The sequence below is a fragment of the Anabaena azotica SJ-1 genome, assembly GCF_047275885.1.
GTDB classification, from domain to species: domain Bacteria; phylum Cyanobacteriota; class Cyanobacteriia; order Cyanobacteriales; family Nostocaceae; genus Trichormus_B; species Trichormus_B azotica_A.
Genome location: NZ_CP178454.1, coordinates 600853 through 626726 on the forward strand (window position 1 = coordinate 600853; position 25874 = coordinate 626726).

Sequence of the window (25874 nt, forward strand, 5' to 3'; positions counted from 1 at the left end):
TCGAGATTTTTTCTTTCCCTTTGATATTTACAATTCCTCGATAGAACATTTTAATAAAGCGCGGACAATTTCTTGAATACTAATTGGCTTACTGATATAATCATCCATCCCGGCATCTAAACAAGTTTGGCGATCGTTCAGTAAAGCACTCGCTGTCATAGCCACAATTCGAGGTTGATTAATCGGAGTTTGGCGAATTAATTTTGTCGCCGTCACACCATCCATCTCTGGCATTTGCATATCCATCAGAACTATATCATAGGATTGATTTTGGACTGCTTTTACAGCTTCTATTCCATTTTTAGCGATATCGACTTGATAACCAAGTTGTTTGAGGATTTGACTACCTACTTTCTGATTAACCAGGTTATCTTCTACTAACAAAATATTTAACGGAAATTTATCAGCAATGGTATTATCGATTTCAAATCGTTTGACAGAAACTTGTTTTTTCTGCTCTATTTCTGAGATTAAAGATACTAAAATAGTAAAATAGAAATTTGAGCCTTGATGAGTGAAATTGGGTTTCCAATCGAGTGGAGGATTACCGCCAATATGACCAAAACTCTCTATCCAAATAGTACCTCCCATCAACTCAACCAAGCTTTTACAAATCGTTAAACCTAAACCTGTACCACCATATTTACGACTAATAGAAGCATCGGCTTGGATAAATGGTTGAAATAATTTCATGATGCGATCGCTATTAATGCCAATACCAGTATCTTGTATTGAGAACAATAATTCTAATTTTTGACCTTCCTGTTTCCTATTTGTGGCAACTGAAATAGAGACACTCCCTGTTTCGGTAAATTTAATCGCATTTCCTACAAGATTGAGAAGTATTTGACGCAAACGAGAATTATCTGCAACCATGGCATCAGGAATATCTGGTTGAGTTGAATAGTGCAGATTAATTTTTTTATCTAATGCTTGTCTATTTAGAAGATTACATACTGATTGTAAAATATCTTCTAAAACGAAAACTCTTGCTTCTAATTCCACCATTCCTGACTCTATTTTAGAAAAATCAAGAATATCATTAATGATAGTTAAAAGTGCATCACCGCTATCTCGAATAGTTTGCACAAAGTTTTTTTGGGTATCTGTAAGATTTGTATTAGCGAGTAATTCTGTCATCCCTAATACCCCATTCATAGGTGTGCGAATTTCATGACTCATATTAGCAAGAAATTCACTTTTGGCTTTAGTCGCTGCTTCTGCGGTTTCCTTCGCTTGAGCTAAAGCTATTTCTACTAATTTGCGCTCAGTAATATCACGAACTGTAATTGCTAAACCATCTCCTAATTTTACAGCAACACAGTGATACCAGCAAGATTTTCCTACAGAGTAATACAAATCTTCAGCTAAGGATTCCCCAGTTTCCACAACTGCAACAAAACGATCAAAAAGTGCGGGATTAACATGGTTTAAAAATTTCTTCACTACCACTTTCCCAATTAAGTCTTCACGTTTGTATCCTAATGATCTGGAAATAACTGGATTGACTACTAAGCACCGAAAATCCTCAATTTTACCTGTTATTATATTGCGTACAGCCTGCATAGCAGCAATACCATCAAGCGCACTATTTAAAACACTAGAAAGTAGGGATCTAGATTGATAAAGTATTTCTTCAGCTTCTCTACGTTTAGCAATTTCATTTAATAAATAGCGTTTTTGTCTTTGAATGGTTAATTGGTTTTCTAGACGTGCGACTACTTCTTCAATCTGAAAAGGTTTCGTAATGTAGTCTACTCCACCTGATTGAAAGGCTTTTACTTTGTCGAAAGCTTCATCTAAAGCACTCATGAAAATCACAGGAATTTCCCGCAAAACTGGATCTGCTTTGAGTGCTTGACAAACTTCATAACCATCCATTTCTGGCATCTTGATATCTAAAATAATGACATCTGGAGGTTTTATTTTTACTGTTTTTAGTGCCATCCTCCCACTGGTAACTCTGCGAACTATATAACCAGTATTCAACAGTAAATCACTGAGCAATTGTAAATTTTCAGGAATATCATCTACTAGAAGAATTGTATCTTTATTTTCAGTTGGGAAATTGGTGTTCATAATTAATTTGTATTAATAACATTAGGCAGAGAAATGAAGATATTAATTAATGATTAAAATCCGTCCAAAAAATAGTTTTGCTAAAAAAATTACTTCTGAATTTTGTCCAATAATTCCTTGATGGTATAAGCCAAAGAATTTATTCGTGATGTGAATCTAAAATTCTGTTAGAGAATGACTCTGGATTATTAAGTTCTGCTATAATAAAGGTTCAATTAAATCAGCGATTTGCTCAAATTCAGATTGATTAACCAGTTTGCTTAAAGATTGAATTAGACGAATCTCTGTATCTGGAATTTCCTGGATTAATTCCATGATCAGATTAACATTAGCCTCTAGTGAGCTTTCATATAATCTTACAATCCATTCTTTTGTCATTACCGTTAAATTTTCTAAAGTTAGTATATTTTCTAAATTATGGATGCTTTCACTTGGTTTCATATCTGCATAAATATATTTCACTCCCAAATGCTTAGATAGTGCTTCAAAAATCGTATGCTCCGCAAAAGGCTTACGGAGAAAATCATCGCAACCGGCAGAAAGTACAATCGCTTTTTCTTCTTCTAAAACACTAGCGGTCAAAGCAATTATAGCAGTAGCGTTACCTTTAGTAGTAGATTTAATATGTTTTGTAGCTTCATAACCATCCATGACTGGCATCCTCATATCCATCCAAATTAAATTGGGTTCCCACTCATCCCAGATATTTATGGCTTCTTGACCATTACAAGCTTCTTTTATTTCAAAACCCAAGGGTTCTAAAAGTTTAATTAATAATTTACGATTAATAGGTTTATCATCTACTGTTAATATTTTGTATGTGGGTTGTCCTGGAGTAAGTCCTAAAATTGCTGGCTGTTCTTCAACTACATTAGTATTAATTTTTTGACCTAATTTTGCTGAAATAGAAAATTTAAAATTAGTCCCTTTCCCTAATTCGCTTTCAACCGAAATATCTCCTCCCATTAACTGTACAAACTTGCGACTAATTGCTAAACCTAAACCAGTTCCTTCTTGAGATTCTTTACCTGCTTGTGTTTGAGAAAAAGAATTAAATAATTTAGGAAATTCTGCTGTAGCAATACCTACTCCTGTATCACGAACTTCAAAGTCGAGACTTAAAACATCTATCGTTTCTGTACTGCTATTATTTACAATTAAAGTAATTTCTCCTTTTTGAGTAAATTTAATAGAATTACTAATTAAATTAATTAATACTTGACGCAGTTTTACTTCATCGGTGCAAATATAACGAGGAACATTTTCGCTCTTTTGAAATATTAAATTTAAGCCTTGATTACTTGCTCGTAAATGTAGCATATCTTCTAAATCATCCAGTAAGAGATACAGGTCAAAGTCTTTAGGATTGAAATTAGTTTTTCCGGCTTCTATTTTTGATAAATCCAAAATATTATTAATTAATGTTAGTAGATATTCCCCACTACGATAAATAATGCCTGCATTTTCATAATGGTCAGTAGGTAGATTGTTAGCGCGTAACATTAATTGAGAAAAACCCATAACTGCATTTAAAGGCGATCGCAACTCATGACTCATATTAGCAATAAACACACTTTTAGCTTGATTAGCAACTTCAGCTTTTTCTTTAGCAATTACTAATTCTGCTGTGCGTTCTTCTACCCTATTTTCTAAATTTTCAAAAGCAGTTTGTAATTGTTCTGCCATCTGATTAAATGCATCCGCAAGGGTTTCTAATTCAGAAACTCCTTTTATCTTAACAACTTGACCAAGTTCACCATTAGCGATCGCTCTACTGGCTTGACTCAATTGTTGAATTGGTGCAGTGATGAAATTGGAGGTAATAATACCTAAGCCTGTGGCGATGATTAAAGTCAATAAACAAAGTAAAATTGTGACCTGAGTGTTTGTATTAATTTGTCCCATAAAATCAGACTGTGGAATCGCCGTCACCAGCAACCAATTCAGTCCATATTTGTCTTGGTAAGGTACAACCTGAGCAAATAGTGTATTCCCCTTAACTACAACTTTAAAGCGTTGTTCAGCTTGAATTTTGCTTAAATCTTTGTACTGCTGTTTGAGTTCAGTAGCGATCGCTCTTGTCCATCCATCCCGACTTTCCGTAGCAGGTAAACGAGTTGGTGGTTTGTTCCCATGATTCACAAAAGGAAGTTCTAAAGTAGATGTAGCGACTAGATCACCGGAACGCTCCATAATAAAAGTCTGTCCCGATCTTGAAAAACTTAGTTTACTTAAAAAACTGCTCATATACGACAAAGTAAAACCACAGCTAAAAGTACCTTGCAACTTTTCTGTAGCATCATAGAAAGGAACTATATGGGACATACCCAATGTTGGTAGCATCCGATAAACATAAATTGGCGACCACATCTGTCTTTTTGCAGCTTTTGCTGCTTCATCTGTGTCCTGCATGGAATTATTAATAGGCGATTCATAAATTAGTTTCTTGGCTCTACCTTGCTTGTCAACCAAATAATAACTTCTATGGGTAGGCTTTTCTGGTCTTAATTGCGTTAAAAGAATAGTACCAATCTCCAAATTCTTACCAGTGATCTTTTTGGCTTGTTCAAGAATTTCTTGACTGAGAATATCAGTATAGCCAATCTCCTCTCCCTTTTCATTGAAGAACCCACAATTACTAATTGACAAAGAAAAAGATAGGTTGATTTGTTGCCAAAAGTATTGACGCAGTTGCTCAAAATCATTGATGTTCATGCGACCCTCTTGGACAGCACGATTATTAACAGCTATTGCTTGCTCTCGAGCTTGTAGAGATATGTCAAGGTGATCCTGTACCCGATTAGTAGCCTGATCCATTAACTGATTTGCCATATCTTCTACCGCTTTTTTCCCACTCCCATAGGAAAGATAACCCACTAATCCTACTGCACCCACAATTTGTAAAACAAAGGGAACAATTAACACCCATCTCAAAGAAATATTCGGAAAATTTCTAGGCATAAACAGTTTTAGACATTGCTTATTTGATTTGCTGTAATGCTTAGAATTTTGGGAGTTTAATGGTTTCTGCATTTTTTAAAGCTTCCTCAAAGTCAGCCATAATAATGGGTTTACTAATATAATCATTCATACCTACATCTAAACATATTTGACGATCAGCATCTAAAGCATTAGCAGTTAATGCGATAATATAAGGCTGTATTTTTGCAGATTGGCGAATTATCTGTGTGGCTGCAATTCCATCCATTTCTGGCATTTGCATATCCATTAAAATGACATCATAAACCTCGGTTTCGATTTTTTTTAAAACTTCTAAACCATTGTTAGCAATATCCGCACTGTAACCTAGCTTTTTTAGAGTAAGTAGTACAACTTTTTGATTAACTTTATTATCTTCAGCTAATAAAATTTTCAGAGGCGAGATTTCGGTAATTGTCGTTACTGGAAATACCTGGGAAGATTTTTCTGATATTAAACCATCAGGTAAAACTGCTTTTGCTATGAATGTAAAATAAAATATTGAACCTGGTAAATAATTATTTACCCAATTTAACAACCAATTTTCAGGAGGATGTCCACCAATATTACCTAAACTTTCTACCCAAATTTTCCCTCCCATTAAATTCACTAAACTCTTACTAATAGCTAAACCTAAACCTGTTCCACCATATTTACGACTAATAGAAGTATCAGCTTGAGTAAAAGGTTGAAATAATTGATTTAATCGATCATGCTCAATACCAATTCCAGTATCTTTAATAGATATCATTAATTCTATTTTTTGATCTTCCTGTTGTTGAATAACTAAAACCTTAATAGAAACATGGCCTTGTTCGGTAAATTTAATCGCATTACCAATCAGATTTAATAAAATTTGTCGGAGGCGCGTAGCATCTGCTAAAAGATTCGTCGGTACATCAGAATTAATCGAATATTCCAGGTTAATATTTTTAGTTGCTGCTTGGGTAGAAAAAAGTTTAAATACAGATTTAATAATATCTTCTAGATTAAATTGATGTTCTTCTAATTGCAAATTTCCTGACTCAATTTTCGAGAAATCAAGAATATCATTAATAATTACTAAAAGAGCATTACCGCTATCTCGAATTGTTTGGACTATATCTTTCTGTTCTTCTGAAAGGTTTTTCATAGATAGAAGTTCAGCCATACAAATTACGCCATTCATAGGAGTACGAATTTCATGGCTCATATTAGAAAGAAACTCACTTTTAGCTTTAGTCAGCAAAGCAAGTTCAATATTAGAACTAGACAGTTGTTCATTAGTTTCTTTCAATTTTGTTTCTATAATTTCCCTTTTGGTTAACTCCTGCTGTAAAATTAGGGTATTTTCTTGAATTTTACTGGCCATGTGATCAAATGCTACAGAAATTTGGACAATTTCATCTGATCCTGATAATTTAGTTCTGACATTAAAATTTCCTTCAGCTAAACTATGGCTAGCCGCAACTAACAAAGAGACTCGCCGAGTTAAGGTTAAATCAAAGAAAAGCCATAACCCTAAACAAAATATAGCTAAAAAGATATTAAACATTAATGAACGTTTTAAAACATCACTAAATGCCTGTTGTTTAGCACGAGTAAGATCATATTCAAAAAACAAAATACCTACCCTAGAAGGGCTTATTTCATCAGGCAAAGCCTGTAAAAGAATAGGATAAATTGCAATTAATTTTTGCTTATCTTGAGAAAGTAGAACCTCTCCTGCAAGTGTAGCTCGCACATTATTTAACTTAGAAGTATAAGCAGCAACAACTGTATTACTAATGTGATTATTTTTTAGTTCGTAACGGTTAGATACATGAATAATATCTTCCTCATCAATTACCATTAATACATTAATATTTGGGTCACTGCCTAACTGACTAACAATCGAAGTTTCCGCATCTTCAATATCTGATCTACGATACAAATAATCTAGTATTGTTGATGTTTGTCCTGCGGAAATGCGTAGATAATTTTTAGTGTTTATTTCTGTTCTTTTATAGGTTTCATTAATTTCTTGATTAAAAGAGCTTATGCTAAATAAGCCGCCAAAAAATATTAAAATTAGAGGAATTGAATATCTTAGGGGGAGAGGAAAATTTTTCATAATTGTTATTAGAATTTGGCATTTTTAATAAATCTATTATCGAGCAGAGTTACCGGATCAATTACTTTTGATATCAATTTATTCTCCACCATAATTTGTATAAGTTTTTTTATGCTATTCACAAATGTAGAGTTGTTTTGATTAAGTATTTCTTTGTTTTCTTGTAAATTTGGTTGATGTAATCCTTGAAAGGCATTTAAAATTTGTTCTGGAGTTAATTGAGTTCGTTTAGCCATACGAATAGCTGCATCTTGAGGATTATTGTTTAAATAATCTAAGGCGCGAAATCGTCCATTTATTAATGCTTGAATAGTATCAGAATGATTAGCGATCGCTTCTGTACTAACAGCGATGACATCTACAATTTCTCCAGGAATTCGGCTACTATCAAATAATAACTTTGCGCCACTTGCCAATAATTTAATTCTCGCCGGACCAAAGGTAACAACAGCATCTACATCTCCTTTCTTATAGGCTAGTTCATGTTCTGTAAGTTTTAAAGGAACAATTTTTATATCTTTAACAGACATCCCATTTTTTTCCAGCGCACGAGTAATAAAAAAAGCTCCTAAAGAGGTTGCTTCTACCCCCACTCGCTTGCCTTTTAAGGCTTTCATGTCTGTAATTCCTGGTTTTCCTAAAATCACATCCCCACCATGAGAAATATCCATAATGGCAATAATCTTAATATTTTCTTGGCTTGTTGCTAAAGAGATCGCTTGGTCAATTGATACCCCTGCACCTTCAATTTCATTGTTGCGATAAGCTCTTACTTCCTCTGTTCCTGAAGGATAATCTACTAATTTGATCGGCTGGTTGTCATAATAACCTAAGTCACGGGCGAGATATAAAGTTTCATATCCTGTCCAAAGATTAGCACCGATGCGTAATGGTGCAACGGGTTCGGTGGTACAATTTGCGAGAGCGATCGCTAAAACTACCGTAGCTATACTGCACGTTAAATATTTTAGGAATTTAACAAACACAAGTCTTGCACTTTTGTTTAACGGTCTGTTTTGGTACTTTATGATTAAATTAATTAAATTCATGTAATCGCCATCATCTTGATTGACATTTTATGAAAATTTTAACAAATTTTACCAAATCTAGGATTTTAAAACTCCTATTTCTCACTGCGGGAAGTTTTGTAAGTATTTATAAATATCTGTTCTCAAACTTAATTACAAATTATTAATTATTTTTATCCAGATTATAAAGGTTTGTAAATATAATTAAATTGGCATTATTTTTTAAACCTAAACCTGTTCTGCCATATTTACGACTAATAGAAACAGATTTAAGTAAGCAGAAATTAGATGAAAACAAATTTAGCTCTGGCATTGTTTTTATGGTGATTGAGGATTGATTATAATAAAACCCTGACTGGGAAAGGTTTATAAACAATTATGCCCTTGTTTTAAAAAAATGCCTACAAAATCAGGATTTCAATGAGATTGAACCAGGGGTTTCCATAAAAATAACCGAAGAACTAGAAGTTTTTAGTCAATTTTATGTTTATTTACATAATTCGGTTTTTTGTCCATTGCTAATTAATTTCAAAGGAGCTTATTTTAAGCTATCAGCACTATGCCTATTAATTGCTAATTAAAGTTTCAGCTAAATCAACTATTTTTTCAAATTCAAATTGTCTAGCAGATTTTGTCAAAGATTGAATTAAAAAACTTTCTGTTTTAGGAATTTCTTTAATCAATTCCATCACAGAGTTAGTGTTTGCTTCCAATGCAGCTTCGTATAACTTATTAATCCATGCTGCTGACATACAGGTCAAACTTTCTGATGTTAAAATGCTGGCTTCTGAATTATCTAAATTAAGCGCAGTGGTTTTTGTATAGAGATATTTTACACCTAAATGTTTAGCAAGGGCTTCAAAAATTGTATGCTCTGTAAAAGGTTTACGGAGAAAATCATCACAACCGGCAGAAAGAACAATGGCTTTTTCTTCTTCTAGAACACTTGCAGTTAATGCTATTACAGCGGTAGCATTGCCTTTAGTAGTAGACTTAATATGTTTGGTTGCATCATAGCCATCCATAATGGGCATTCTCATATCCATCCAAATTAAATGCGGTTCCCATTCATCCCAAATAGCGATCGCTTCTTGACCATTGCTAGCTTCTTTCATTTCAAAACCCAAAGGTTCTAAAAGCTTAAATAATAATTGACGATTAATAGGTTTATCATCTACTGCTAATATTTTATATGTAGGTTGTCCTGGAGCAAGTCCTATGACTCGTTGATGTTCCTCTGGATAATTATTAACTACTACTTGACCTAATGTTGTTTGAATAGAAAATTTAAAAGTTGTACCTTTTCCTATTTCACTTTCAACTGCAATATCTCCACCCATTAATTGTACAAACTTGCGACTAATAGCTAAACCTAAACCCGTTCCTTCTTGCGTCTCTTTTCCTGCTTGTGCTTGAGCAAAAGCTTCAAATAGTTTTGGTAATTCAGCCGCAGCAATACCCACACCTGTATCACTGACTTGGAAATGAAGAGTAAAAACATCTTTACTTTCTTCTTTTCCCTTGTTCACACTAACTGTAATATCACCTTTATGGGTAAATTTGATGCCATTACTAATTAAATTAATTAAAACCTGACGCAGTTTAACTTCATCACTACAAATATAGCGGGGAACATTTTCAGTGCGTTGGAATATTAGTTTTAATCCCTCATTGCTGGCGCGTAAATGCAGCATATCTTCTAAATCATCCAACAACCGGTAGAGATCAAAGTTATTTACATTCAGAGTAGCTTTACCTGCTTCAATTTTCGATAAATCGAGAATATGATTAATCAGGGTTAGCAAATAATCTCCACTGCGATAAATAATACCTGCATTTTCATATTGCTCAGAAGGAAGATTATCTGCACGTAACATCAATTGTGAAAAACCGATCACAGCATTCAGTGGCGATCGCAATTCGTGACTCATATTAGCAATAAATGCGCTCTTGGCCTGGTTTGCCGCTTCAGCTTTAGCGGCTAATTCCTGTGCTTTAGCTTCGCTCTCTTGCAAATCTCTGGTGCGCTCAAAAACTCGTTGTTCTAATTCCGTATTGACTATTTTTAGATTTAACCTGTATTGATGATTCTCTGCAATAATCGCTAACATCACCATCACAGTTATACTAATCACGCCAATAAACAGTTGTAATAATATGATTGAATGATTTTTTAAAGCTGCGTCATAAAATACTCCTAAACGATAACTCGTAGCTAAAGAAGCTATTATAGATATAATTGCTACCAAAAAACTAGTAATTTTTCCACCGAACCGAAAAGCAGACCAAAGTAAGGGCGGTAACAGTAAATACTCTAATGGTTGTGGTCGAATAAAAGTAAAATAGCTAACTATACATAAAGTAATTACTGTCAACAACATTTCTTTGTTGTGTCTGGATTTAACTTCTGATTTAACTGTATTTTGAAAAAAGTTTAAAATAGGAGGAGCAAATACCAAAATTCCGATAGCATCACCAACCCACCAACCAAAAAAAACATCTAAATAGTGATTCCACGGTTCATAACCACCTAAACAAACCGTAATAACACCTAACATAGATTGAAAAACAGTTCCAGTAAATAAACTACAAAAAGAAAAAATTACTACATCTTTAACTTGATTAAAAGGGTAATTAGTTCGAGTTGATCTAACGATTATTGTTACAGTTATCAGTGAGCCAATAGTTGTACCAATACCTCCAATAAGTGCTAAAATTAAAGGTTTAATGCCGATATAATTAGCCAACATTGCTCCTAGAAATACACCAAACCAACGCGATCGCCCCCACAATAATAAAAAGCCAATAGCAAAACCCGTACCTGGCCAAACAGGAGTACCAAAAGCAGGAACAGACATTTTTTTCAATACCAGCCAAGAACTAACATAGTAGCTCATAGCAATAATTAATACATCAAACCACCAACGAGGATTTTGATATTCAATACCGAGACGTTGCAGAATTTTCATAAGAAACTGTGAATTGGGAACTGATAAATCCTGGATGGTACAAGCCCCCGGATTTCTCCATGGGGTTCATCCAAAATCGGATGCCTGGTGATACATATAAGGAAATAAGTAATAATTTTATCAGTTACCCATCACCAGTTACCCATTGCCAATCACTTAAATTGCTTGACAAAAGATAAAAAATCTGTTAATAATTGATATTTGTGGAAACTTTACCCTTTAATATAATCTCTTGGCTAACGTCATTGTCATAGGCGCTCAATGGGGCGATGAAGGAAAAGGTAAAATAACTGACTTACTCAGCCGCTCCGCAGACGTGGTGGTACGTTACCAGGGGGGAGTTAACGCTGGACACACAATAGTAGTCCAAGGTCAGACATTTAAGCTGCACTTAATTCCTTCTGGTATATTGTATCCAGATACTGAGTGTATTATCGGCTGTGGGACAGTCATAGATCCACAGGTATTGATAAAAGAACTCGAACAACTAGAACAACTAAATATTTCTACGGACAATCTGCTCATATCTCAGACTGCTCATGTTACTATGCCCTATCACCGGCTAATTGACAAGGCAGCAGAAGAAAAACGGGGCAATCATAAAATCGGTACGACTGGCAGAGGAATTGGCCCTACTTATGCTGATAAATCAGAACGGATAGGCATTAGGATGTTAGACCTGATGGATCCTACCGGATTGCGTGAACAGTTAGAATGGACCATAAACTATAAGAACACCATTTTAGAAAAGCTGTATAATCTGCCGCCCCTTGATCCCCAAGAAGTAATTGCAGAGTATTTAGAGTATGCAGAAAGGTTACGTCCTTTTGTAGTGGACACATCATTGAAAATATATGATGCAGTGCAGAAACGACGTAACATTTTATTTGAAGGCGCACAGGGAACACTACTGGACTTGGATCATGGGACTTATCCCTATGTCACCTCATCTAATCCTGTCGCTGGGGGTGCTTGCGTTGGTACTGGTCTGGGGCCAACAATGATAGACCGGGTGATTGGTGTATCCAAAGCGTACACCACCAGAGTAGGTGAAGGACCGTTCCCCACAGAATTACATGGAAAAGTGGGGGATATATTGGGCGATCGCGGTGCAGAATTTGGCACAACGACAGGTAGAAAGCGCCGTTGTGGTTGGTTTGATGCAGTCATTGGTCGTTATGCAGTCCGTATTAACGGCATGGATTGTATGGCACTAACCAAACTAGATGTACTAGATGAGCTAGAAGAAATCCAAGTTTGTGTAGCTTATGAAATAGATGGCCAACGCTGCGAACACTTCCCTACTAGCGCCCGTCAGTTTGCCCGTTGTCGTCCCATCTATAAATCCATGCCAGGATGGCAAGTACCAACAACTGAATGCCGTACCTTGGAAGACTTGCCACAACAAGCACTAGACTATCTAAAATTCTTAGCAGAATTGATGGAAGTCCCGATTGCGATCGTTTCCTTGGGAGCAAGTCGTGATCAAACTATCATTGTTGAAGATCCTATTCACGGACCAAAACGCGCTCTGTTACAGCCAGACGGTACACCCGTTTCGGTTTAATAGGTGACTCTTAACAGGTGACAGGTGACAGTTCAGAAAGCAGGGTAGAAAAGGAAAAATCGGATCTTTACTTTTGCCTTTTGCCTCTTGCCTTTTGCCTTTTCCCACTGACAACTCACAACTAACACATCAAAACTAATATGGCGATCGCAGTAGAATCTCAAAAACGTCCAGAAGGCAGCAAACCCAAAGCTTTACGCCGTTCTGGTTTAATACCCGCTAATTTGTACGGTCACAAAGGCACAGAATCAATTTCTTTGGTAGTTGATGCCAAAGTCGTTGAACGTTTACTCAAACAAGCTGCACCCAATAAGACCGAAATTGAACTCAATATTCCTGAACTTGAGTGGAGTGGTAAAACCGTCCTCCGCGAAGTCCAGATTCATCCAGCCAAGGGAACACCTTATCACCTCAGTTTTTTTGTGACTAAAGCCTAAACTACAATCTAAACTTAGTCTTTTATAGCACTGAAAATTTGTCATAATTGCTCATTAAACCAGGGATTCACCCTGGTTTTTTGTTAAGCTATTACTTTTATAAGCAACTTGAGTTAACGAAAATCCCATGACAGAGACCAATCTTCCAGATTTAATTCAGCAAATGTTAAAGTCTGAATTCTATCCTCATCCAGTCACAGAACCTATTGAATTAATCCAAACTCACGTTTCTTATGTGCTGCTAACCGGGGATTATGCATACAAACTCAAAAAACCTGTAAATTTTGGCTTTTTAGATTACTCCACCTTAGAAAAGCGACAGCATTTTTGTCAGCAAGAGTTGCGCTTAAATGAACGAGGAGCCGGTGAACTATACTTGGAAGTTTTACCTGTCACTTTAGAAGCAGAAAAATACCATTTAGGAGGTACAGGAAAAGCAGTCGAATATGCCCTGAAAATGCGGCAATTTCCCCAAGAAGCACTCTTTAGTGAGCTTTTTTCCCAAAACAAATTAAATGAGACACATTTAGAAGAATTGGGACGAGTGGTAGCTGAATATCATGCTCAAGCCCAGACAAACGATTACATTCGCAGTTTTGGTGAAGTGTCACAAGTGCGATTGGCTATTGATGAAAATTACGAACAAACCCTAAAGTATATTGGTGGTCCTCAGACACAGGAACGCTTTGCACAAACAAAAGCATATACAGATAACTTTTTTGACCAACGTCCAGAATTATTTGCTAGTAGAATTATCAATAACTATATTCGTGAATGTCATGGGGATTTACACCTGAGAAATATTGCTCGATGGCACGACAAAATTATGCTGTTTGACTGCATAGAATTCAATGAGCCATTTCGCTTTGTTGATGTCATGTATGATGTGGCATTTACAGTCATGGATATAGAAGCAAAAGGCCGAAAAGATTTAGGTAATGCCTTTTTAAATGCTTATGCAGAACAAACTGGTGATTGGGAAGGTTTACAGGTTTTACCTTTGTATTTAAGTCGTCAAGCCTATGTCCGGGCTAAGGTGACTTCGTTTTTATTAGATGATCCAAATGTACCTGCAAATGTGAAGGAAGAAGCAGGAAAAACAGCATCTGCATATTATTGCCAAGCATGGGATTATACTAAACCTAAGCAAGGTCAAGTGATTTTGATGTCAGGGTTATCTGGTTCTGGTAAAAGTACAACAGCTAAATATTTGGCTCGTAAATTAGGTGCAGTTCATCTCCGTTCTGATGCTGTCAGAAAACATTTGGCTGGTATTCCCCTACTAGAACGTGGTGGTGATGAAATATATACGCTAGAGATGACACAAAAGACTTATGACAGGTTGTTGACATTAGGAATTGCACTGGCTAATCAAGGTTGGTGTGTAATTTTAGATGCTAAATATGATCGTCAACATTTGCGACAGGAGGCAATAACACAAACACAACAACATCAATTACCTTTACAGATTATCCACTGCACTGCACCAATAGAAGTGTTACAAGAGCGTCTTATTAACCGGACTGGTGATATTGCTGATGCAACTGCGGATTTATTGGTATCTCAAATTAAACAAGCTGAACCTTTTACAAATCAGGAACAACCATACCTGAAAATATTGGATACAACTCAACCTCTAGACCCACAATTATCGTAGGTGACAGGTGACAGGTGACAGGTGATAGAAGTAAAAATATATATTCCCTGTTCCCTGTTACCTATTCCCTATTCAATACTCCCTATTTTTAAATTTTGAATTCTCAACATTATGGCATCTAACAAAAATATCCTTAGTGAAATATTATCTTCTTCTCCAAACTTTTTCTCTCAGCTAGTATTTGGGTTTCTGTTAACGGTTATTTCTAGTTTTGCAGGAGCTTCATTAATACTGAGTTTGTTTATAGGTATTATGGGTGGTGTTGCTTTAGGTTGGTTTACATCAGTCAACGAAAATCAACCCCAGATACCAGATGTAGCTTCTAATGACGGCATAGATGCAGCACTTAAATACTGGTTAGTTTTTATGTTTGGCTTTGTGTTTATTGGTTATTCAGCACCAATAAGTATTTTATTTGGAGGATTTGCTGCTTTCGGTGGGGGCTGGATTATTGCTTGGTGGAGAAGTAAAGAAGCAACCAAAACTCAGCTATCAGATGATTTGGTACAAGTAGATGTTGAATATCCTGATGAGAGACGTACTTCAAGGAATAAACGAATTTCTACTCGTCGTTTTCGTCGTCCTAGTGGAAGTTTCAGTTTTCGATTTTGGCAAAAGTAATATTGGGAACTAGGAATGAAGAGGTTGTAGGGTGTAAGAAAATGGGGAGCAGGGAAGAATAAAGGATTATTTTTGCTTCAAGCTTCCTTGCCTATTCCCTGTTTCCTTCTTTATGAATTACGAATTATGTTTCTATATCTTTCTAAATTATTGCCGCTGTTTTTTTATCCTCTAGGTTTAGCTTGTGTTAGTTTAATAGTTGCTTTAGTAACTTTGTGGAAACGACCAAAGATTGCGGCGATCGCAATTTCTCTATCTTTAACTTTATTACTCGTTTGTGGCAATGCTTGGGTAGCTAAAAATCTGGTGCGATCGCTAGAATGGCAAAATATCCCCTTGGCTGAAATACCCCAAGCTGAAGCTATTGTGGTTTTAGGTGGTGCAACTAAATCAGGTGTGTGGCCTCGTCCCACTGTAGATTTAAGTGAATCAGGCGATCGCGTTATTTATGCGGCTCAACTCTATCGCCAAAAAAAAGCGCCTATAATTGTCTTGAGTGGTGGTCGCATAGATTGGCGTGGCAGTGGTGCTTCAGAATCGGCTGATATGGCTACCATTTTGACATCTATTGGTATTCCTTCAGATGTGATTATTCAAGAACCTGATTCTTTAAATACCTATGAAAATGCCGTAAATGTCAAAAAAATCCTCGAAAATCGGGGAATTAAAAAAGTATTATTGGTGACATCAGCCATGCACACACCGCGATCGCTCAAAATCTTTAAGCGTCAAGGTATTAATGTTATTCCTGCACCCACAGACTTCCTAGTTAGCCAAGGAGAACTTCAGGAACTTACCAGCACTCCCAAAGGCGCTATCCTGAATTTATTACCAGATACTACTAATTTGCACCAATTCACTAACGCTTTAAAAGAATATATTGGCAGTTTTATTTATAGCTTACGGGGTTGGCTGTAAGAATTAAAAATTAAAAAACTGCTGATGATTATCAATCATCAATTATCAATGAAAGAACTACCTTATATTGTCCCGTCACCTCAGACGGAAACCCAGGAAATCTTTGCAGTTCACCAAACAACCGTAGAATTTTACCACGAAGTTCGGACTCGTTCTGAATTTAAACAATATTGTGAATGGTACTACACAACCGCAGCCCAAAACCGTAGAGATTTAGAAAAAATGCGCGGCGAACCAAATATCATGGGGTGGTTTCGTCGCCGCTAAAAGATGAATTAGGGATATGTTTAAAGTAAGTATTCAAAATAGAGAAGATAGAAGTCAGAATAATAACGAATTTTTGAGTTAAATTGGATGATTGTGCTATAAAAAATGGCTTTTCTCTATTCCTGGTTTAACAAAAATTCTGACTCCTGACTCTTGAATTCTTACCATTTAAATTATTTCTAATTCACCCTCACGTAAATGAGCTTTAAATTTTTTACTAAACTGAACTAGCACCGGCAAATTAGCACTTACAGGTCTACCTTGCCATTGGGTGACAATCGCAGAAATTTCGCCTTCTGTGCCTTTGAGGTCAAAAGCCTGACCGCGATGTTCAGGATGATGATAAACTACTACCGATTCTTTAACACGGACGCGATCGCCAACTTTCATAACATTACTTACACTTAACTTTTGCTGTTCCACAACCATCTGTCATTGTTTTTAGCTATCAAGTAATTACTCAACAGCTATCCGTCACTGAATTTGCTTTAATGAACTATTTCTCAAGATAGACTATTGCTGCTATCAAGAGTTAGATGGTCATCTTCAGCACCAAGCGGATTCTATTACTGATTTTTCTACGCTTGGCTGATTTTACCATATCTCGACGTTGGCGAAATATTTCGCTTATTCGCGTTCTGGGCAGAATTGCTGCATTTGTTGGGGAAGTTGCCGACAAACCCGCCCAAAAGACTCTGGTTGCAGCTGCCACCAAGCAAATAAACCTAAACCTGTACTTCCCACCAGCAAAGCCAAAAATCCTCCTAAGAAGACTACCAATTGACTCCGACTAGTTTCTTTAACTGGGTTTAGGGCTGGTTTGTCTGTCAAATCTAAATCCAATAAAGCTTGAGAACTTTGGGCTAATGATTCTACATTTGATGTTTCCAGTTCTGAAGTTTCTGCCTCCGGTGCAGCGATTGCTAGTTCCTCCGTTTCCGTAGGTTCTGCTACCATTGGTGCAGGTGTAACAGGAACTAAATAAGCTTGGGAGACACGGCATAAAGTGAGAACAACAGATATATTATCTTCACCATTTTTTTTATTTGCCAGCTTGACCCAGTGACGGGCAGCATCTTCCACAGTCAGTTTACCTGTTAAAATTGGCACAGCATAATTTTGCCAAGTTTTTTCTATCCAGTGATGATCACTTAAACCATCGGAACACAATAATAAAATTCCGTCTTCTTCCAAAATCAAGCGTTTAATAGAAAAATTGAGAAACTCAGCTTCTTTTGTACCTAACGCCTGTGTGAGGGCATTAGCATGATCACTTTGCATTACTTGGCGATACAAACTCTGACCACAGCAAACTTCCCGCGTAGCTATATCATCATCTATTGTCAATAGCTGGCAATAATTAGCAGTTATCCAGTAAGCACGACTATCACCAACATTAGCTAAATACAGTTCATGGGTATTTTCTGACTCCCACCCTGAATTAGTAACTATTCGTTGGGGTAATTGTATCGCCATGACTAAAGTCGTCGCCATGCGTTCTCTACCTTGGCGGTTTTGTTCATCATTGCGAGACCAAATCATATTATTGACTACTCGCAAGCTGGCTTCTAATTGTTGCTGTAACAAGTCTGGAGGCAGAATTTCTGTTTGTTCTGCCACATTGTTTAACAAAGCACGGGTTTGTAGTTTTAGAGACTGTACTGCTAACTGACTGGCCACTTCTCCACCTTCATGTCCACCTATACCATCACAAACAATTGATAAATGTGGGCTTAAATGCTTATCTCCTAAGTCACTGGAGTTACTGGGATAGCAGGCATCCTCATTGTGTTTCATCACAGGGCCTGTATCTGTGACTCCGGCAACTGTCAGCATTAGGGGTAACTCTGCTGCTGATGCTAGTAATAATTGATTGAGTTGATTAGCAATTGTTTGTAAATCTACTCCACCCCGGCACATCTGTTGAATAATGTTACCTATGCTTGGGGCTATTTCTGCTTTTGCAACTAGTACCCACGACTGCCAAGATTGACCCAAATCCTGTAAGGTAAGATTTTCTGTTGTTTCGTGCAGTTCCAACAGACGGACACACCAACCTTGAACACGCAAATTATTTGGTGATAGTAAACTTGCAGCTACTCCTAATTCTGATAAAGGTTTCCACAATTGGAGAATCTGCCATAACCAGTACGCTTGTCTAACTGCTCTTGCTTCTTCCCAGACTTCGGTAATAATTGGGTAGAGATTTCCTGCGGTATCTATGGGCGCATTTTCTAACAGCAGAATATCATTTGTGTCAGCGGTGGAGGAATCTGTAAATCCGTAGGGTTGAGGAATGTGCAACTGTTCTGGATATAGTTTGAGGTAAGGAATAGCTTCTGGTGGCAATTCTAAAGGGATATTTGGTGCTAATCCCGGTTGCGTATCCAGCCATATCTGTTGAGTAATTACTTCATATCTATCGGCTATTTTTGTTCCTGGTGTAATTTGTTCTGCCATTTTACCAGTAGCCCACAGATAGCGGTAAACTAGGGGCGTTTGACAATTTTTACATAAGCGATCGCCTATATTATTAATAGGTTGTTCACAATCGGGATTTAAGCAATTAATGATCTGTTGAGTAGAAATCATCATAAATGTAAAAATTAATAGAAAGTTAAGTGCTATGTAAAGTGCTATTAGATTTAGATGCCAACAAAAAGACCAAGTTTTGTTTTCCGTAAATAGTGATGATCTAGATGTAGTTAATCACAAAATTAATATTCAGATAAATTTATTGCCCAGGATGGCGTTATGCCAACTTTTACCTTAATTTGGCTATTAGCAGGAATAGTTCTCTGTTTAACAGAACTTTTTTTACCATCGGCTTTTGTAGCCTTCATGATGGGAATCAGTTCCTTTGGGGTGGCTCTCTTATCTTACTTGGGTTTGAAAAGTTTATGGATACAAGTTGTTATTTGGCTGCTACTTTCTGCTTTACTAGTGGTATTTTCCCGTAGGTTCTTCCAACCACCAGCACGTAAATCAAAAATCACAGATGCGGTATTTGGAGAAACTCTTACAGAAATTCTACCTGGACAAACAGGAAGGGTACTATATGAGGGAAATTCTTGGCGAGCAAGATGTGATGATTATAAACTCAGCCTATCACCTCAGCAAAGAGTTTATGTAGTTGCTAGAGAAGGTACAACTTTAATTGTCATGCCTGAAGATGTTATCCATGATGATTTCTAAATTTACTGGTTACTTAGGAGTGTTATCAATATGTATCAATTTTTGTTATTACTAGCTTTAACCTTTGGTGGTGGTAGTGTTGTCCTCAAGTCCGTAAGAGTGATTAATCAAGGCGATGAAGCCTTAGTAGAAAGTTTAGGCAGTTACAAAAAGAAACTTGGCCCTGGCTTGAATATGATTAATCCTTTTTTCGATAATATTGTTTACAAACAAACGATTCGAGAAAAAGTTTTAGATATTCCTCCTCAACAATGTATCACTCGTGACAATGTTTCTATTACAGTTGATGCAGTGGTTTATTGGCGAATTGTTGATTTGGAGAAAGCTTATTACAAAGTAGAAAATCTCCAATCGGCAATGGTGAACTTGGTACTGACACAAATTCGTTCCGAAATGGGACAATTGGAGTTGGATCAAACTTTTACTGCCCGCACCCAAATTAATGAACTTCTGTTACAAGAATTAGATATTTCTACTGACCCTTGGGGTGTGAAAGTTACACGGGTAGAATTAAGAGATATTATCCCTTCTAAAGCAGTCCAAGAATCAATGGAATTGCAAATGTCAGCGGAGAGGAGAAAAAGGGCATCAATTTTAACTTCTGAAGGCGATAGAGAGTCTGCCGTTAATAGTGCTAGAGGTAAGGCAGATGCCCAACTCTTGGATGCAGAAGCCCGTCAAAAATCCGTGATTTTACAGGCTGAAGCTGAACAAAAAGCGATAATTCTCAGAGCGCAAGCTGAACGTCAACAACAGGTTTTGAAGGCACAAGCGATCGCCGAATCAGCAGAAATTCTTGCACAAAAAATGAAAGCTAATCCTGAAGTCCAAAAAGCAGTAGAAGTGCTGTTGGCCTTGGGCTACCTGGATATGGGTGCAACTATTGGTAAAAGCGATAGCAGCAAAATAATGTTTATGGACCCACGCACTATCCCAGCTACTTTGGAAGGTATACGCTCTATTGTCTCTGATGTGCCTACTGATGCTCGTTCTCTATTTGGAAATAAAGAATAGACACTGGGAAGATGAGAGGAAAATTCTTCCCCTACACCCTCTTCTTTTCTGTCACCTGTCAACTGTCACCTGTTTCTTGACATTGACTGCACAAGCCAAAAAATTCTAGGGTGTGGTAAAAAACTTTAAATTTATGGCTGGATCTTAACTCGTTTTCCAGTTCATGGACTGGACATTGATGAATGGGTATGGAAAGACCACATTGTAAGCAAGTGAGGTGATGTCTATCCTGCTGGGTTAAGCTATAAAGGGCTTCACCGTTAGCCAAAGTCCGTACTTGTACTTTACCTTCAAGTTTGAGGGCTTCTAGTGAACGATAAACTGTCGCTAAACCCATACTCTGACTATGATTACGTAGTTCTATGTACAGATCCTGTGCGGAAATGCCTTGTTTAATATTCTTTAAAAGATTCAATATTCGATCTTGACTGCGGGTGCGTATAGCTCTCATACCGATTTGGGATTCTAGATTTGGGGTTTTAGATTGAAAATACGGATAGTTTGGCTATTTTATTAGTTCACTGATAGATTAACTGTAACTGTTTTGTGATCTGATTTTCACTCATTTGCAGCATAAAAGTTATAGGATAGCGATCGCAGCATTCAGCAAAAAGCCTGTGCAAAGAAAATATTTAGCTAAAATTTTCGTGACGCTTCGTCCTTCAGTCTTAGACCCTGCTGGTGTGGCTGTACAATCTGGCCTCAAACAAATGGGATACGAGAACGTGGAACAGGTACGAATAGGTAAGTACATGGAACTCACTCTCATCTCACCTGATGAGCCGAAAGCACGTAAAGACCTGAACCAAATGTGTGAGCAAATGTTAGCAAATCCAGTGATAGAAAATTATCGCTTTGATTTGATTGAAGTGGAATCACAAACCGGTGTTTTTTAGGTAATGGGTAATGGGTAATTGGTGATTGGTAAAAACTTTTTTCCTGTCACCTGTCACCTGTCACCTGTCACCTGTCACCTATTCCCTATTCCCTATTCCCTTATAAAAAATGAAATTCGGTGTTTTAGTTTTTCCAGGGTCTAACTGTGACCGTGATGTGGCTTATGTTACTAGAGACTTGCTAGGACAACCAACACGCATGGTTTGGCATCAAGAGACTGATATTAGTGATTTAGATGTAGTGATTGTTCCTGGTGGCTTTAGCTACGGGGATTATTTGCGTTGTGGGGCGATCGCACGCTTTTCTCCTGTAATGCAACAAATAATTGAACACTCACAACAAGGTAAATTTGTCATCGGTATTTGTAATGGATTCCAAGTATTAACTGAAGCCGGATTACTACCTGGTGTATTAGCAAGGAATCAGGATTTGCATTTTATTTGCGATCGTACACCCTTAAAAGTTGAGCGTAATAATTTACCTTGGACACAAGGTTATGCAGAAGGGGAAATTATCACTTTACCCATTGCTCACGGCGAAGGGCGATATTACGCTGATCAGAAAACCTTATCAGAAATTGAAGATAACGGACAAGTATTATTTCGTTACCACGGTGAAAACCCCAACGGTTCATCAAATAACATCGCAGGAATTTGTAATCGTCAAGGCAACGTTTTAGGTATGATGCCACACCCAGAAAGAGCAGCAGATAGCGTATTAGGAAATAGCGACGGTCTGAAGTTATTTCAAAGTTTGTTGGGTAAGGTAGCAGCTTTAGTTTAAAAAATACCCGGCTTCTTAAAGAAGTCGGGATATTATAGCAGTATGCACTTGAATGAGATACATTATAGTCCCCTCATCGCTTGCGGGGAGGGGGTTGGGTTCTTGTATCTCACTCCACTAAGAATCGCTATAGTTTATTAATTATTAACTCAGTCTCTCTAGAGAATAGCTGATTACTAATAGCTGAATACTTACTGTATTTCTAATCAAAAAATTGTGGTTATTCAATTATTTTTCTAGAAAAAATATCGCGTTCAAAATAATTGAAAGCCTCATTTAGTAGGCATTTTCATAACTCTTATTGCCCCGTGATAGATTTTTTATCATCAATTCTTAGTTACACTAGAAACAACTCAATAACCGTAAATTGTCAGTTGGTTATTTAAATTACAAAGCAATAAATGATTTAAAACTAATAACTCAGCCTCATCTGTAGGTAACTCTAAATATTTAAGATTACAGCAATTCTTATCATATCCTAAATTAATAAAATTCATTTTTTCATAAAAATACTCTGATTCTTTTACAGAATGCAAACCTATTCTACCCTCAAATCCTAAATTCATACTGTGTATAACAGCAAATGTAATTAAAGTTGTTCCTATGCCTTTATAGTCAGGTGTCTGTTTAAGATCCAGCCGATTCCAAGGAGCTACAGTTAATAAATTTACGTAAATTATATTTTGACCTAATGCTAACCTTGATTCGTAATTAGGATATAAAACAATTACACCTTGGGCAACTAAATTATATTCCAATACATAGAAATTTAAGAATGGTTTTTCTTTTAAATATTTCCTAAATTCTAAATCTTTGTCCCAACAGTTATTATTTTTAAGTAGAGGCTTCCAGGTGAATTCTATTTCTTCAATATGCTTCTGAGATAATGGTAAAATTTTGCCATCAACATATTTGTTCTCGATATGTTGTAATATTTTTACACTCTCTTCCATTTTCTTAATAATCTTGAGTTCATTATTGGACTGATATATATGGATTTAAGGAATTGTTCAAGATTTGGTTGAGCGCCAATTTTGAATAAATAAGTAAATGCCGATATACATCTTTCAATAAAAAATACTGATTATTACCAATCTATCCGGAGTATTATGTTTAGTATTTCCGAAAATTTCCTCAACTCAACCCAAACACCTCATAGTGGCTACCATTGGGATGGTAGCAGTCGCCGTTTTTTTGAAGGTTGGTATTATAGAGTTACATTACCCGATATAGGGCAAACCTTTGCCTTCATGTACTCCATTGAAGATCCCATTGGTGGTAAACCTCACAGTGGTGGTGCAGCCCAAGTTCTTGGCCCAGAAGATGAATATCTATGTCGTACTTTTCCCGACGTTAAGAAATTTTGGGCAAATCGAGATAAGTTGGCATTAGGACATTGGGGTAAAACCAATTTACAAATTCCTCCCTTCTATCTCCTTCCTAGCGAATTTGAACATCATATTCAACAAGGCTATCAAGCTACAGACACTTTAAACCAAGGCATAATTAGCGACCCAGCTACAGGTAATTATTGCCGTTGGCAGTATGAAATTAAACCAATTTATGGTTGGGGTAATCAAAATAGCATTCAGCAATCAACCGCTGGTTGGTTGTCATTTTTGCAGATATTTGAACCTGGATGGCAAATTTTGATGGCTCATGGTTTAGCTTCCGGTTTCATAGACTGGAATGGTAAAATTTACGAATTTACGAACGCCCCAGCCTACGGAGAAAAAAATTGGGGTGGTGCTTTTCCCGAAAAGTGGTTTTGGCTAAATTGTAATTATTTTGACAACACACCCGATTTAGCTTTAACTGCTGGTGGAGGAAAACGTGGAGTATTGTGGTGGATGGAATCTGTAGCCATGATTGGGATACACTACCAAGGCAAGTTTTATGAATTCGTTCCCTGGAATTCTCAAGTAAACTGGGACATTCAATCTTGGGGACGATGGCAAATGCAAGCTAAAAACTCTAATTATGAAGTGGAACTGACAGGAATCACCAACTTGTTAGGTACACCTTTACGCGCACCAACAAACCAAGGGTTAACATTTTGTTGCCAAGACACCATGCAAGGAAAACTAGATTTAGAATTGCGGGAATTAACTGGGAATAAATCTAAAATTATTCTTAAGACACAAAGTAATCTCTGTGGCTTGGAAACAGGCGGTGATGGCTGGGAGAATATTTGGCAGTCTTCCTAAAACTACTGCTATAATTATATATGCTTCATAGTTGGGGTTGTAGCTCAGTTGGATAGAGCGGACGCCTCCTAAGCGTCAGGTCGTGCGTTCAAGTCGCACCAGTCCCGTATCAATCATTAAGATTTTACCTTGCCTCCAAGGTAATTTTTGTGCAGGATCAGCATACAATTAAAATCTATCTATCCTGATAACCATAATTAGGGCATGAATATTTCATTGATTGGATAGCTCAAATTTTTTTGTATACAAGTATTAATTCATACAAAATTATACGAGTTAAATGAATAATGAAATTAATATCTAGCAGTCAGCTTTTGAAACCCCTATCATGGATTGTCCAATCTGGGTTAGGATGAACCATTGAAGAGAGCAATCAGGATTGTCCTGTATCAAATGCGTCTCGAAATCAAAATATCCCAAATACTCATTTGAGTGAACTTTAGCTAAATTTTCTACTCCAGATAATTTCTAAACAAAATCCTGGTCTTTGCAGACACACATATAGAGCCTTGAATAAGCTACTGTTTACAGGTAAATCTTTGCAACTGATGTCTTTTATCCTACCCTTATTAGTCTGGTGGGGATATAAGGAAGTACAAAACCAATTAGTACATCCACAAGCCGTGTTAGTTTTGGGTGGTTCTACTAGACGTTTAGAAAGGGAGAAATTTACAGCCGATTTTGCTAATAAGCATCCAAATATACCGATATGGATTAGTGGTGGCAGTCCACCTAGATATACAAAAGAAGTATTTACCAAAGCTGGAGTTGATCCCCGACGATTACATTTAGATTATGAAGCTGTAGACACAGTTACTAATTTTACTACGTTGGTAGATGATTTGCAAGCACGGGGCATTAAAAGCGTTTATTTAATTACTTCTGATTTCCATATGCGCCGTGCTTGTGTGATTGGCGAAATTGTTTTAGGGAGTCGAGGTATTGAGTTCAAAGCCATATCAGTTCCCTCTGAACAAGGATCAGAACCAATTGAAAAATCTATCCGTGATGGGGCTAGAGCTATTTTGTGGGTAGCGACTGGTTACACAGGAGCCCAGAAGGCTAAAAATAACCATTAAGAGTAAGTTGCAGAAAAATATATATAGTCCTGCCCATTACGGACGATAACTGATAACTGATAACTGATACCCAATATCCCCACAA

Annotated in this window: 21 protein-coding genes and 1 tRNA gene; 13 read left to right on the top strand and 9 right to left on the bottom strand. The window is 36.8% G+C overall.

Translation table 11 applies throughout. The annotated features are described in order from the left end of the window. Positions 1 to 27: 27 nt before the first annotated feature. The 5 genes from ACLLO5_RS02575 to ACLLO5_RS02595 all read right to left on the bottom strand — a co-directional run bounded on the left by ACLLO5_RS02575 (position 28) and on the right by ACLLO5_RS02595 (position 11147). Entirely contained in the window at positions 28 to 2079 is a 2052-nt protein-coding gene (locus tag ACLLO5_RS02575; protein WP_413173928.1) for a response regulator, read from the bottom strand. A 198-nt stretch (positions 2080 to 2277) separates the two neighbouring features. Continuing rightward, complete coding sequence (locus ACLLO5_RS02580; RefSeq protein ID WP_413173929.1) at positions 2278 to 5040, bottom strand: ATP-binding protein; 2763 nt, start codon at positions 5038 to 5040, stop codon at positions 2278 to 2280. Between the two features lie 40 nt (positions 5041 to 5080). Continuing rightward, on the bottom strand, positions 5081 to 7150 hold the full coding sequence (locus ACLLO5_RS02585; protein ID WP_413173930.1) for an ATP-binding protein: 2070 nt from the start codon (positions 7148 to 7150) through the stop codon (positions 5081 to 5083). Positions 7151 to 7158: 8 nt separating this feature from the next. Beyond that, positions 7159 to 8136 (bottom strand): ABC transporter substrate-binding protein, encoded by a 978-nt coding sequence (locus tag ACLLO5_RS02590; RefSeq protein ID WP_413173931.1) that lies wholly within the window; start codon positions 8134 to 8136, stop codon positions 7159 to 7161. Positions 8137 to 8744: 608 nt separating this feature from the next. Beyond that, complete coding sequence (locus tag ACLLO5_RS02595) at positions 8745 to 11147, bottom strand: MASE1 domain-containing protein (protein WP_413173932.1); 2403 nt, start codon at positions 11145 to 11147, stop codon at positions 8745 to 8747. A 232-nt stretch (positions 11148 to 11379) separates the two neighbouring features. On the opposite strand from ACLLO5_RS02595, the gene ACLLO5_RS02600 reads away from it, so the two are divergent. The 6 genes from ACLLO5_RS02600 (at position 11380) to ACLLO5_RS02625 (ending at position 16614) form a co-directional block, all read left to right on the top strand. Next, positions 11380 to 12714: an adenylosuccinate synthase gene (locus tag ACLLO5_RS02600; protein ID WP_413173933.1), complete on the top strand. Its 1335-nt coding sequence runs from the start codon at positions 11380 to 11382 to the stop codon at positions 12712 to 12714. Between the two features lie 140 nt (positions 12715 to 12854). After that, the gene (gene rplY / locus ACLLO5_RS02605; protein WP_013192145.1) at positions 12855 to 13151 is read left to right on the top strand and encodes a 50S ribosomal protein L25; all 297 of its coding nucleotides are present in this window, start codon (positions 12855 to 12857) and stop codon (positions 13149 to 13151) included. Positions 13152 to 13278: 127 nt separating this feature from the next. After that, positions 13279 to 14808, top strand: coding sequence for an AAA family ATPase (locus tag ACLLO5_RS02610; RefSeq protein WP_413173934.1), 1530 nt, complete (start codon positions 13279 to 13281; stop codon positions 14806 to 14808). A 111-nt stretch (positions 14809 to 14919) separates the two neighbouring features. Beyond that, the gene (locus tag ACLLO5_RS02615) at positions 14920 to 15429 is read left to right on the top strand and encodes a hypothetical protein (RefSeq protein ID WP_413173935.1); all 510 of its coding nucleotides are present in this window, start codon (positions 14920 to 14922) and stop codon (positions 15427 to 15429) included. Between the two features lie 126 nt (positions 15430 to 15555). After that, a complete protein-coding gene (locus ACLLO5_RS02620) occupies positions 15556 to 16347 on the top strand; it encodes a YdcF family protein (protein ID WP_413173936.1) in 792 nt (263 codons plus the stop codon). 24 nt (positions 16348 to 16371) lie between these two features. Continuing rightward, on the top strand, positions 16372 to 16614 hold the full coding sequence (locus ACLLO5_RS02625) for a hypothetical protein (protein ID WP_413173937.1): 243 nt from the start codon (positions 16372 to 16374) through the stop codon (positions 16612 to 16614). Between the two features lie 168 nt (positions 16615 to 16782). Here the strand turns inward: ACLLO5_RS02625 and ACLLO5_RS02630 are convergent, their stop codons facing one another. Together ACLLO5_RS02630 and ACLLO5_RS02635 are read right to left on the bottom strand one after the other, a co-directional pair. After that, positions 16783 to 17043, bottom strand: a complete 261-nt coding sequence (locus ACLLO5_RS02630; protein ID WP_413173938.1) for a ferredoxin-thioredoxin reductase variable chain — start codon at positions 17041 to 17043, stop codon at positions 16783 to 16785. 198 nt (positions 17044 to 17241) lie between these two features. Beyond that, positions 17242 to 19206, bottom strand: a complete 1965-nt coding sequence (locus ACLLO5_RS02635; RefSeq protein ID WP_413175991.1) for a PP2C family protein-serine/threonine phosphatase — start codon at positions 19204 to 19206, stop codon at positions 17242 to 17244. Positions 19207 to 19368: 162 nt separating this feature from the next. On the opposite strand from ACLLO5_RS02635, the gene ACLLO5_RS02640 reads away from it, so the two are divergent. Both ACLLO5_RS02640 and ACLLO5_RS02645 read left to right on the top strand, forming a co-directional pair. Beyond that, positions 19369 to 19809, top strand: a complete 441-nt coding sequence (locus tag ACLLO5_RS02640) for an NfeD family protein (protein ID WP_413173939.1) — start codon at positions 19369 to 19371, stop codon at positions 19807 to 19809. A 30-nt stretch (positions 19810 to 19839) separates the two neighbouring features. Continuing rightward, positions 19840 to 20823 (top strand): SPFH domain-containing protein, encoded by a 984-nt coding sequence (locus tag ACLLO5_RS02645; protein WP_413173940.1) that lies wholly within the window; start codon positions 19840 to 19842, stop codon positions 20821 to 20823. A gap of 58 nt (positions 20824 to 20881) precedes the next feature. On the opposite strand, the gene ACLLO5_RS02650 is transcribed toward ACLLO5_RS02645, so the two are convergent. Beyond that, on the bottom strand, positions 20882 to 21274 hold the full coding sequence (locus ACLLO5_RS02650) for a Fur family transcriptional regulator (protein ID WP_413173941.1): 393 nt from the start codon (positions 21272 to 21274) through the stop codon (positions 20882 to 20884). A gap of 166 nt (positions 21275 to 21440) precedes the next feature. Between ACLLO5_RS02650 and purS the strand changes: the two genes are divergently transcribed. Together purS and purQ are read left to right on the top strand one after the other, a co-directional pair. Beyond that, positions 21441 to 21719 carry a phosphoribosylformylglycinamidine synthase subunit PurS gene (gene purS / locus ACLLO5_RS02655; protein WP_413175992.1) on the top strand — a complete coding sequence of 93 codons (279 nt, stop codon included), beginning with the start codon at positions 21441 to 21443 and terminating at the stop codon, positions 21717 to 21719. A 109-nt stretch (positions 21720 to 21828) separates the two neighbouring features. Beyond that, positions 21829 to 22503 (top strand): phosphoribosylformylglycinamidine synthase subunit PurQ, encoded by a 675-nt coding sequence (gene purQ, locus ACLLO5_RS02660; RefSeq protein WP_413173942.1) that lies wholly within the window; start codon positions 21829 to 21831, stop codon positions 22501 to 22503. A 353-nt stretch (positions 22504 to 22856) separates the two neighbouring features. Here purQ and ACLLO5_RS02665 read toward each other — a convergent pair whose 3' ends face one another. Continuing rightward, a complete protein-coding gene (locus ACLLO5_RS02665) occupies positions 22857 to 23456 on the bottom strand; it encodes a hypothetical protein (RefSeq protein ID WP_413173943.1) in 600 nt (199 codons plus the stop codon). 156 nt (positions 23457 to 23612) lie between these two features. Between ACLLO5_RS02665 and ACLLO5_RS02670 the strand changes: the two genes are divergently transcribed. From ACLLO5_RS02670 to ACLLO5_RS02680, 3 genes are all read left to right on the top strand, one after another. Next, on the top strand, positions 23613 to 24710 hold the full coding sequence (locus ACLLO5_RS02670; protein ID WP_413173944.1) for a tocopherol cyclase family protein: 1098 nt from the start codon (positions 23613 to 23615) through the stop codon (positions 24708 to 24710). Positions 24711 to 24743: 33 nt separating this feature from the next. After that, positions 24744 to 24817, top strand: a tRNA-Arg gene (locus tag ACLLO5_RS02675). A 441-nt stretch (positions 24818 to 25258) separates the two neighbouring features. Further along, the gene (locus ACLLO5_RS02680; RefSeq protein WP_413175993.1) at positions 25259 to 25789 is read left to right on the top strand and encodes a YdcF family protein; all 531 of its coding nucleotides are present in this window, start codon (positions 25259 to 25261) and stop codon (positions 25787 to 25789) included. Positions 25790 to 25874: the final 85 nt, after the last annotated feature.

What these genes read in the sequence shown, in the direction of transcription:
- ACLLO5_RS02575 (WP_413173928.1), bottom strand. Translation starts at nt 2,079, where the DNA reads ATGAACACCAATTTCCCAACTGAAAATAAAGATACAATTCTTCTAGTA.
- ACLLO5_RS02580 (WP_413173929.1), bottom strand. Translation starts at nt 5,040, where the DNA reads ATGCCTAGAAATTTTCCGAATATTTCTTTGAGATGGGTGTTAATTGTT.
- ACLLO5_RS02585 (WP_413173930.1), bottom strand. Translation starts at nt 7,150, where the DNA reads ATGAAAAATTTTCCTCTCCCCCTAAGATATTCAATTCCTCTAATTTTA.
- ACLLO5_RS02595 (WP_413173932.1), bottom strand. Translation starts at nt 11,147, where the DNA reads ATGAAAATTCTGCAACGTCTCGGTATTGAATATCAAAATCCTCGTTGG.
- rplY (WP_013192145.1), top strand. Translation starts at nt 12,855, where the DNA reads ATGGCGATCGCAGTAGAATCTCAAAAACGTCCAGAAGGCAGCAAACCC.
- ACLLO5_RS02610 (WP_413173934.1), top strand. Translation starts at nt 13,279, where the DNA reads ATGACAGAGACCAATCTTCCAGATTTAATTCAGCAAATGTTAAAGTCT.
- ACLLO5_RS02615 (WP_413173935.1), top strand. Translation starts at nt 14,920, where the DNA reads ATGGCATCTAACAAAAATATCCTTAGTGAAATATTATCTTCTTCTCCA.
- ACLLO5_RS02620 (WP_413173936.1), top strand. Translation starts at nt 15,556, where the DNA reads ATGTTTCTATATCTTTCTAAATTATTGCCGCTGTTTTTTTATCCTCTA.
- ACLLO5_RS02625 (WP_413173937.1), top strand. Translation starts at nt 16,372, where the DNA reads ATGATTATCAATCATCAATTATCAATGAAAGAACTACCTTATATTGTC.
- ACLLO5_RS02630 (WP_413173938.1), bottom strand. Translation starts at nt 17,043, where the DNA reads ATGGTTGTGGAACAGCAAAAGTTAAGTGTAAGTAATGTTATGAAAGTT.
- ACLLO5_RS02635 (WP_413175991.1), bottom strand. Translation starts at nt 19,206, where the DNA reads ATGATTTCTACTCAACAGATCATTAATTGCTTAAATCCCGATTGTGAA.
- ACLLO5_RS02640 (WP_413173939.1), top strand. Translation starts at nt 19,369, where the DNA reads ATGCCAACTTTTACCTTAATTTGGCTATTAGCAGGAATAGTTCTCTGT.
- ACLLO5_RS02645 (WP_413173940.1), top strand. Translation starts at nt 19,840, where the DNA reads ATGTATCAATTTTTGTTATTACTAGCTTTAACCTTTGGTGGTGGTAGT.
- ACLLO5_RS02650 (WP_413173941.1), bottom strand. Translation starts at nt 21,274, where the DNA reads ATGAGAGCTATACGCACCCGCAGTCAAGATCGAATATTGAATCTTTTA.
- purQ (WP_413173942.1), top strand. Translation starts at nt 21,829, where the DNA reads ATGAAATTCGGTGTTTTAGTTTTTCCAGGGTCTAACTGTGACCGTGAT.
- ACLLO5_RS02665 (WP_413173943.1), bottom strand. Translation starts at nt 23,456, where the DNA reads ATGGAAGAGAGTGTAAAAATATTACAACATATCGAGAACAAATATGTT.
- ACLLO5_RS02670 (WP_413173944.1), top strand. Translation starts at nt 23,613, where the DNA reads ATGTTTAGTATTTCCGAAAATTTCCTCAACTCAACCCAAACACCTCAT.
- ACLLO5_RS02680 (WP_413175993.1), top strand. Translation starts at nt 25,259, where the DNA reads ATGTCTTTTATCCTACCCTTATTAGTCTGGTGGGGATATAAGGAAGTA.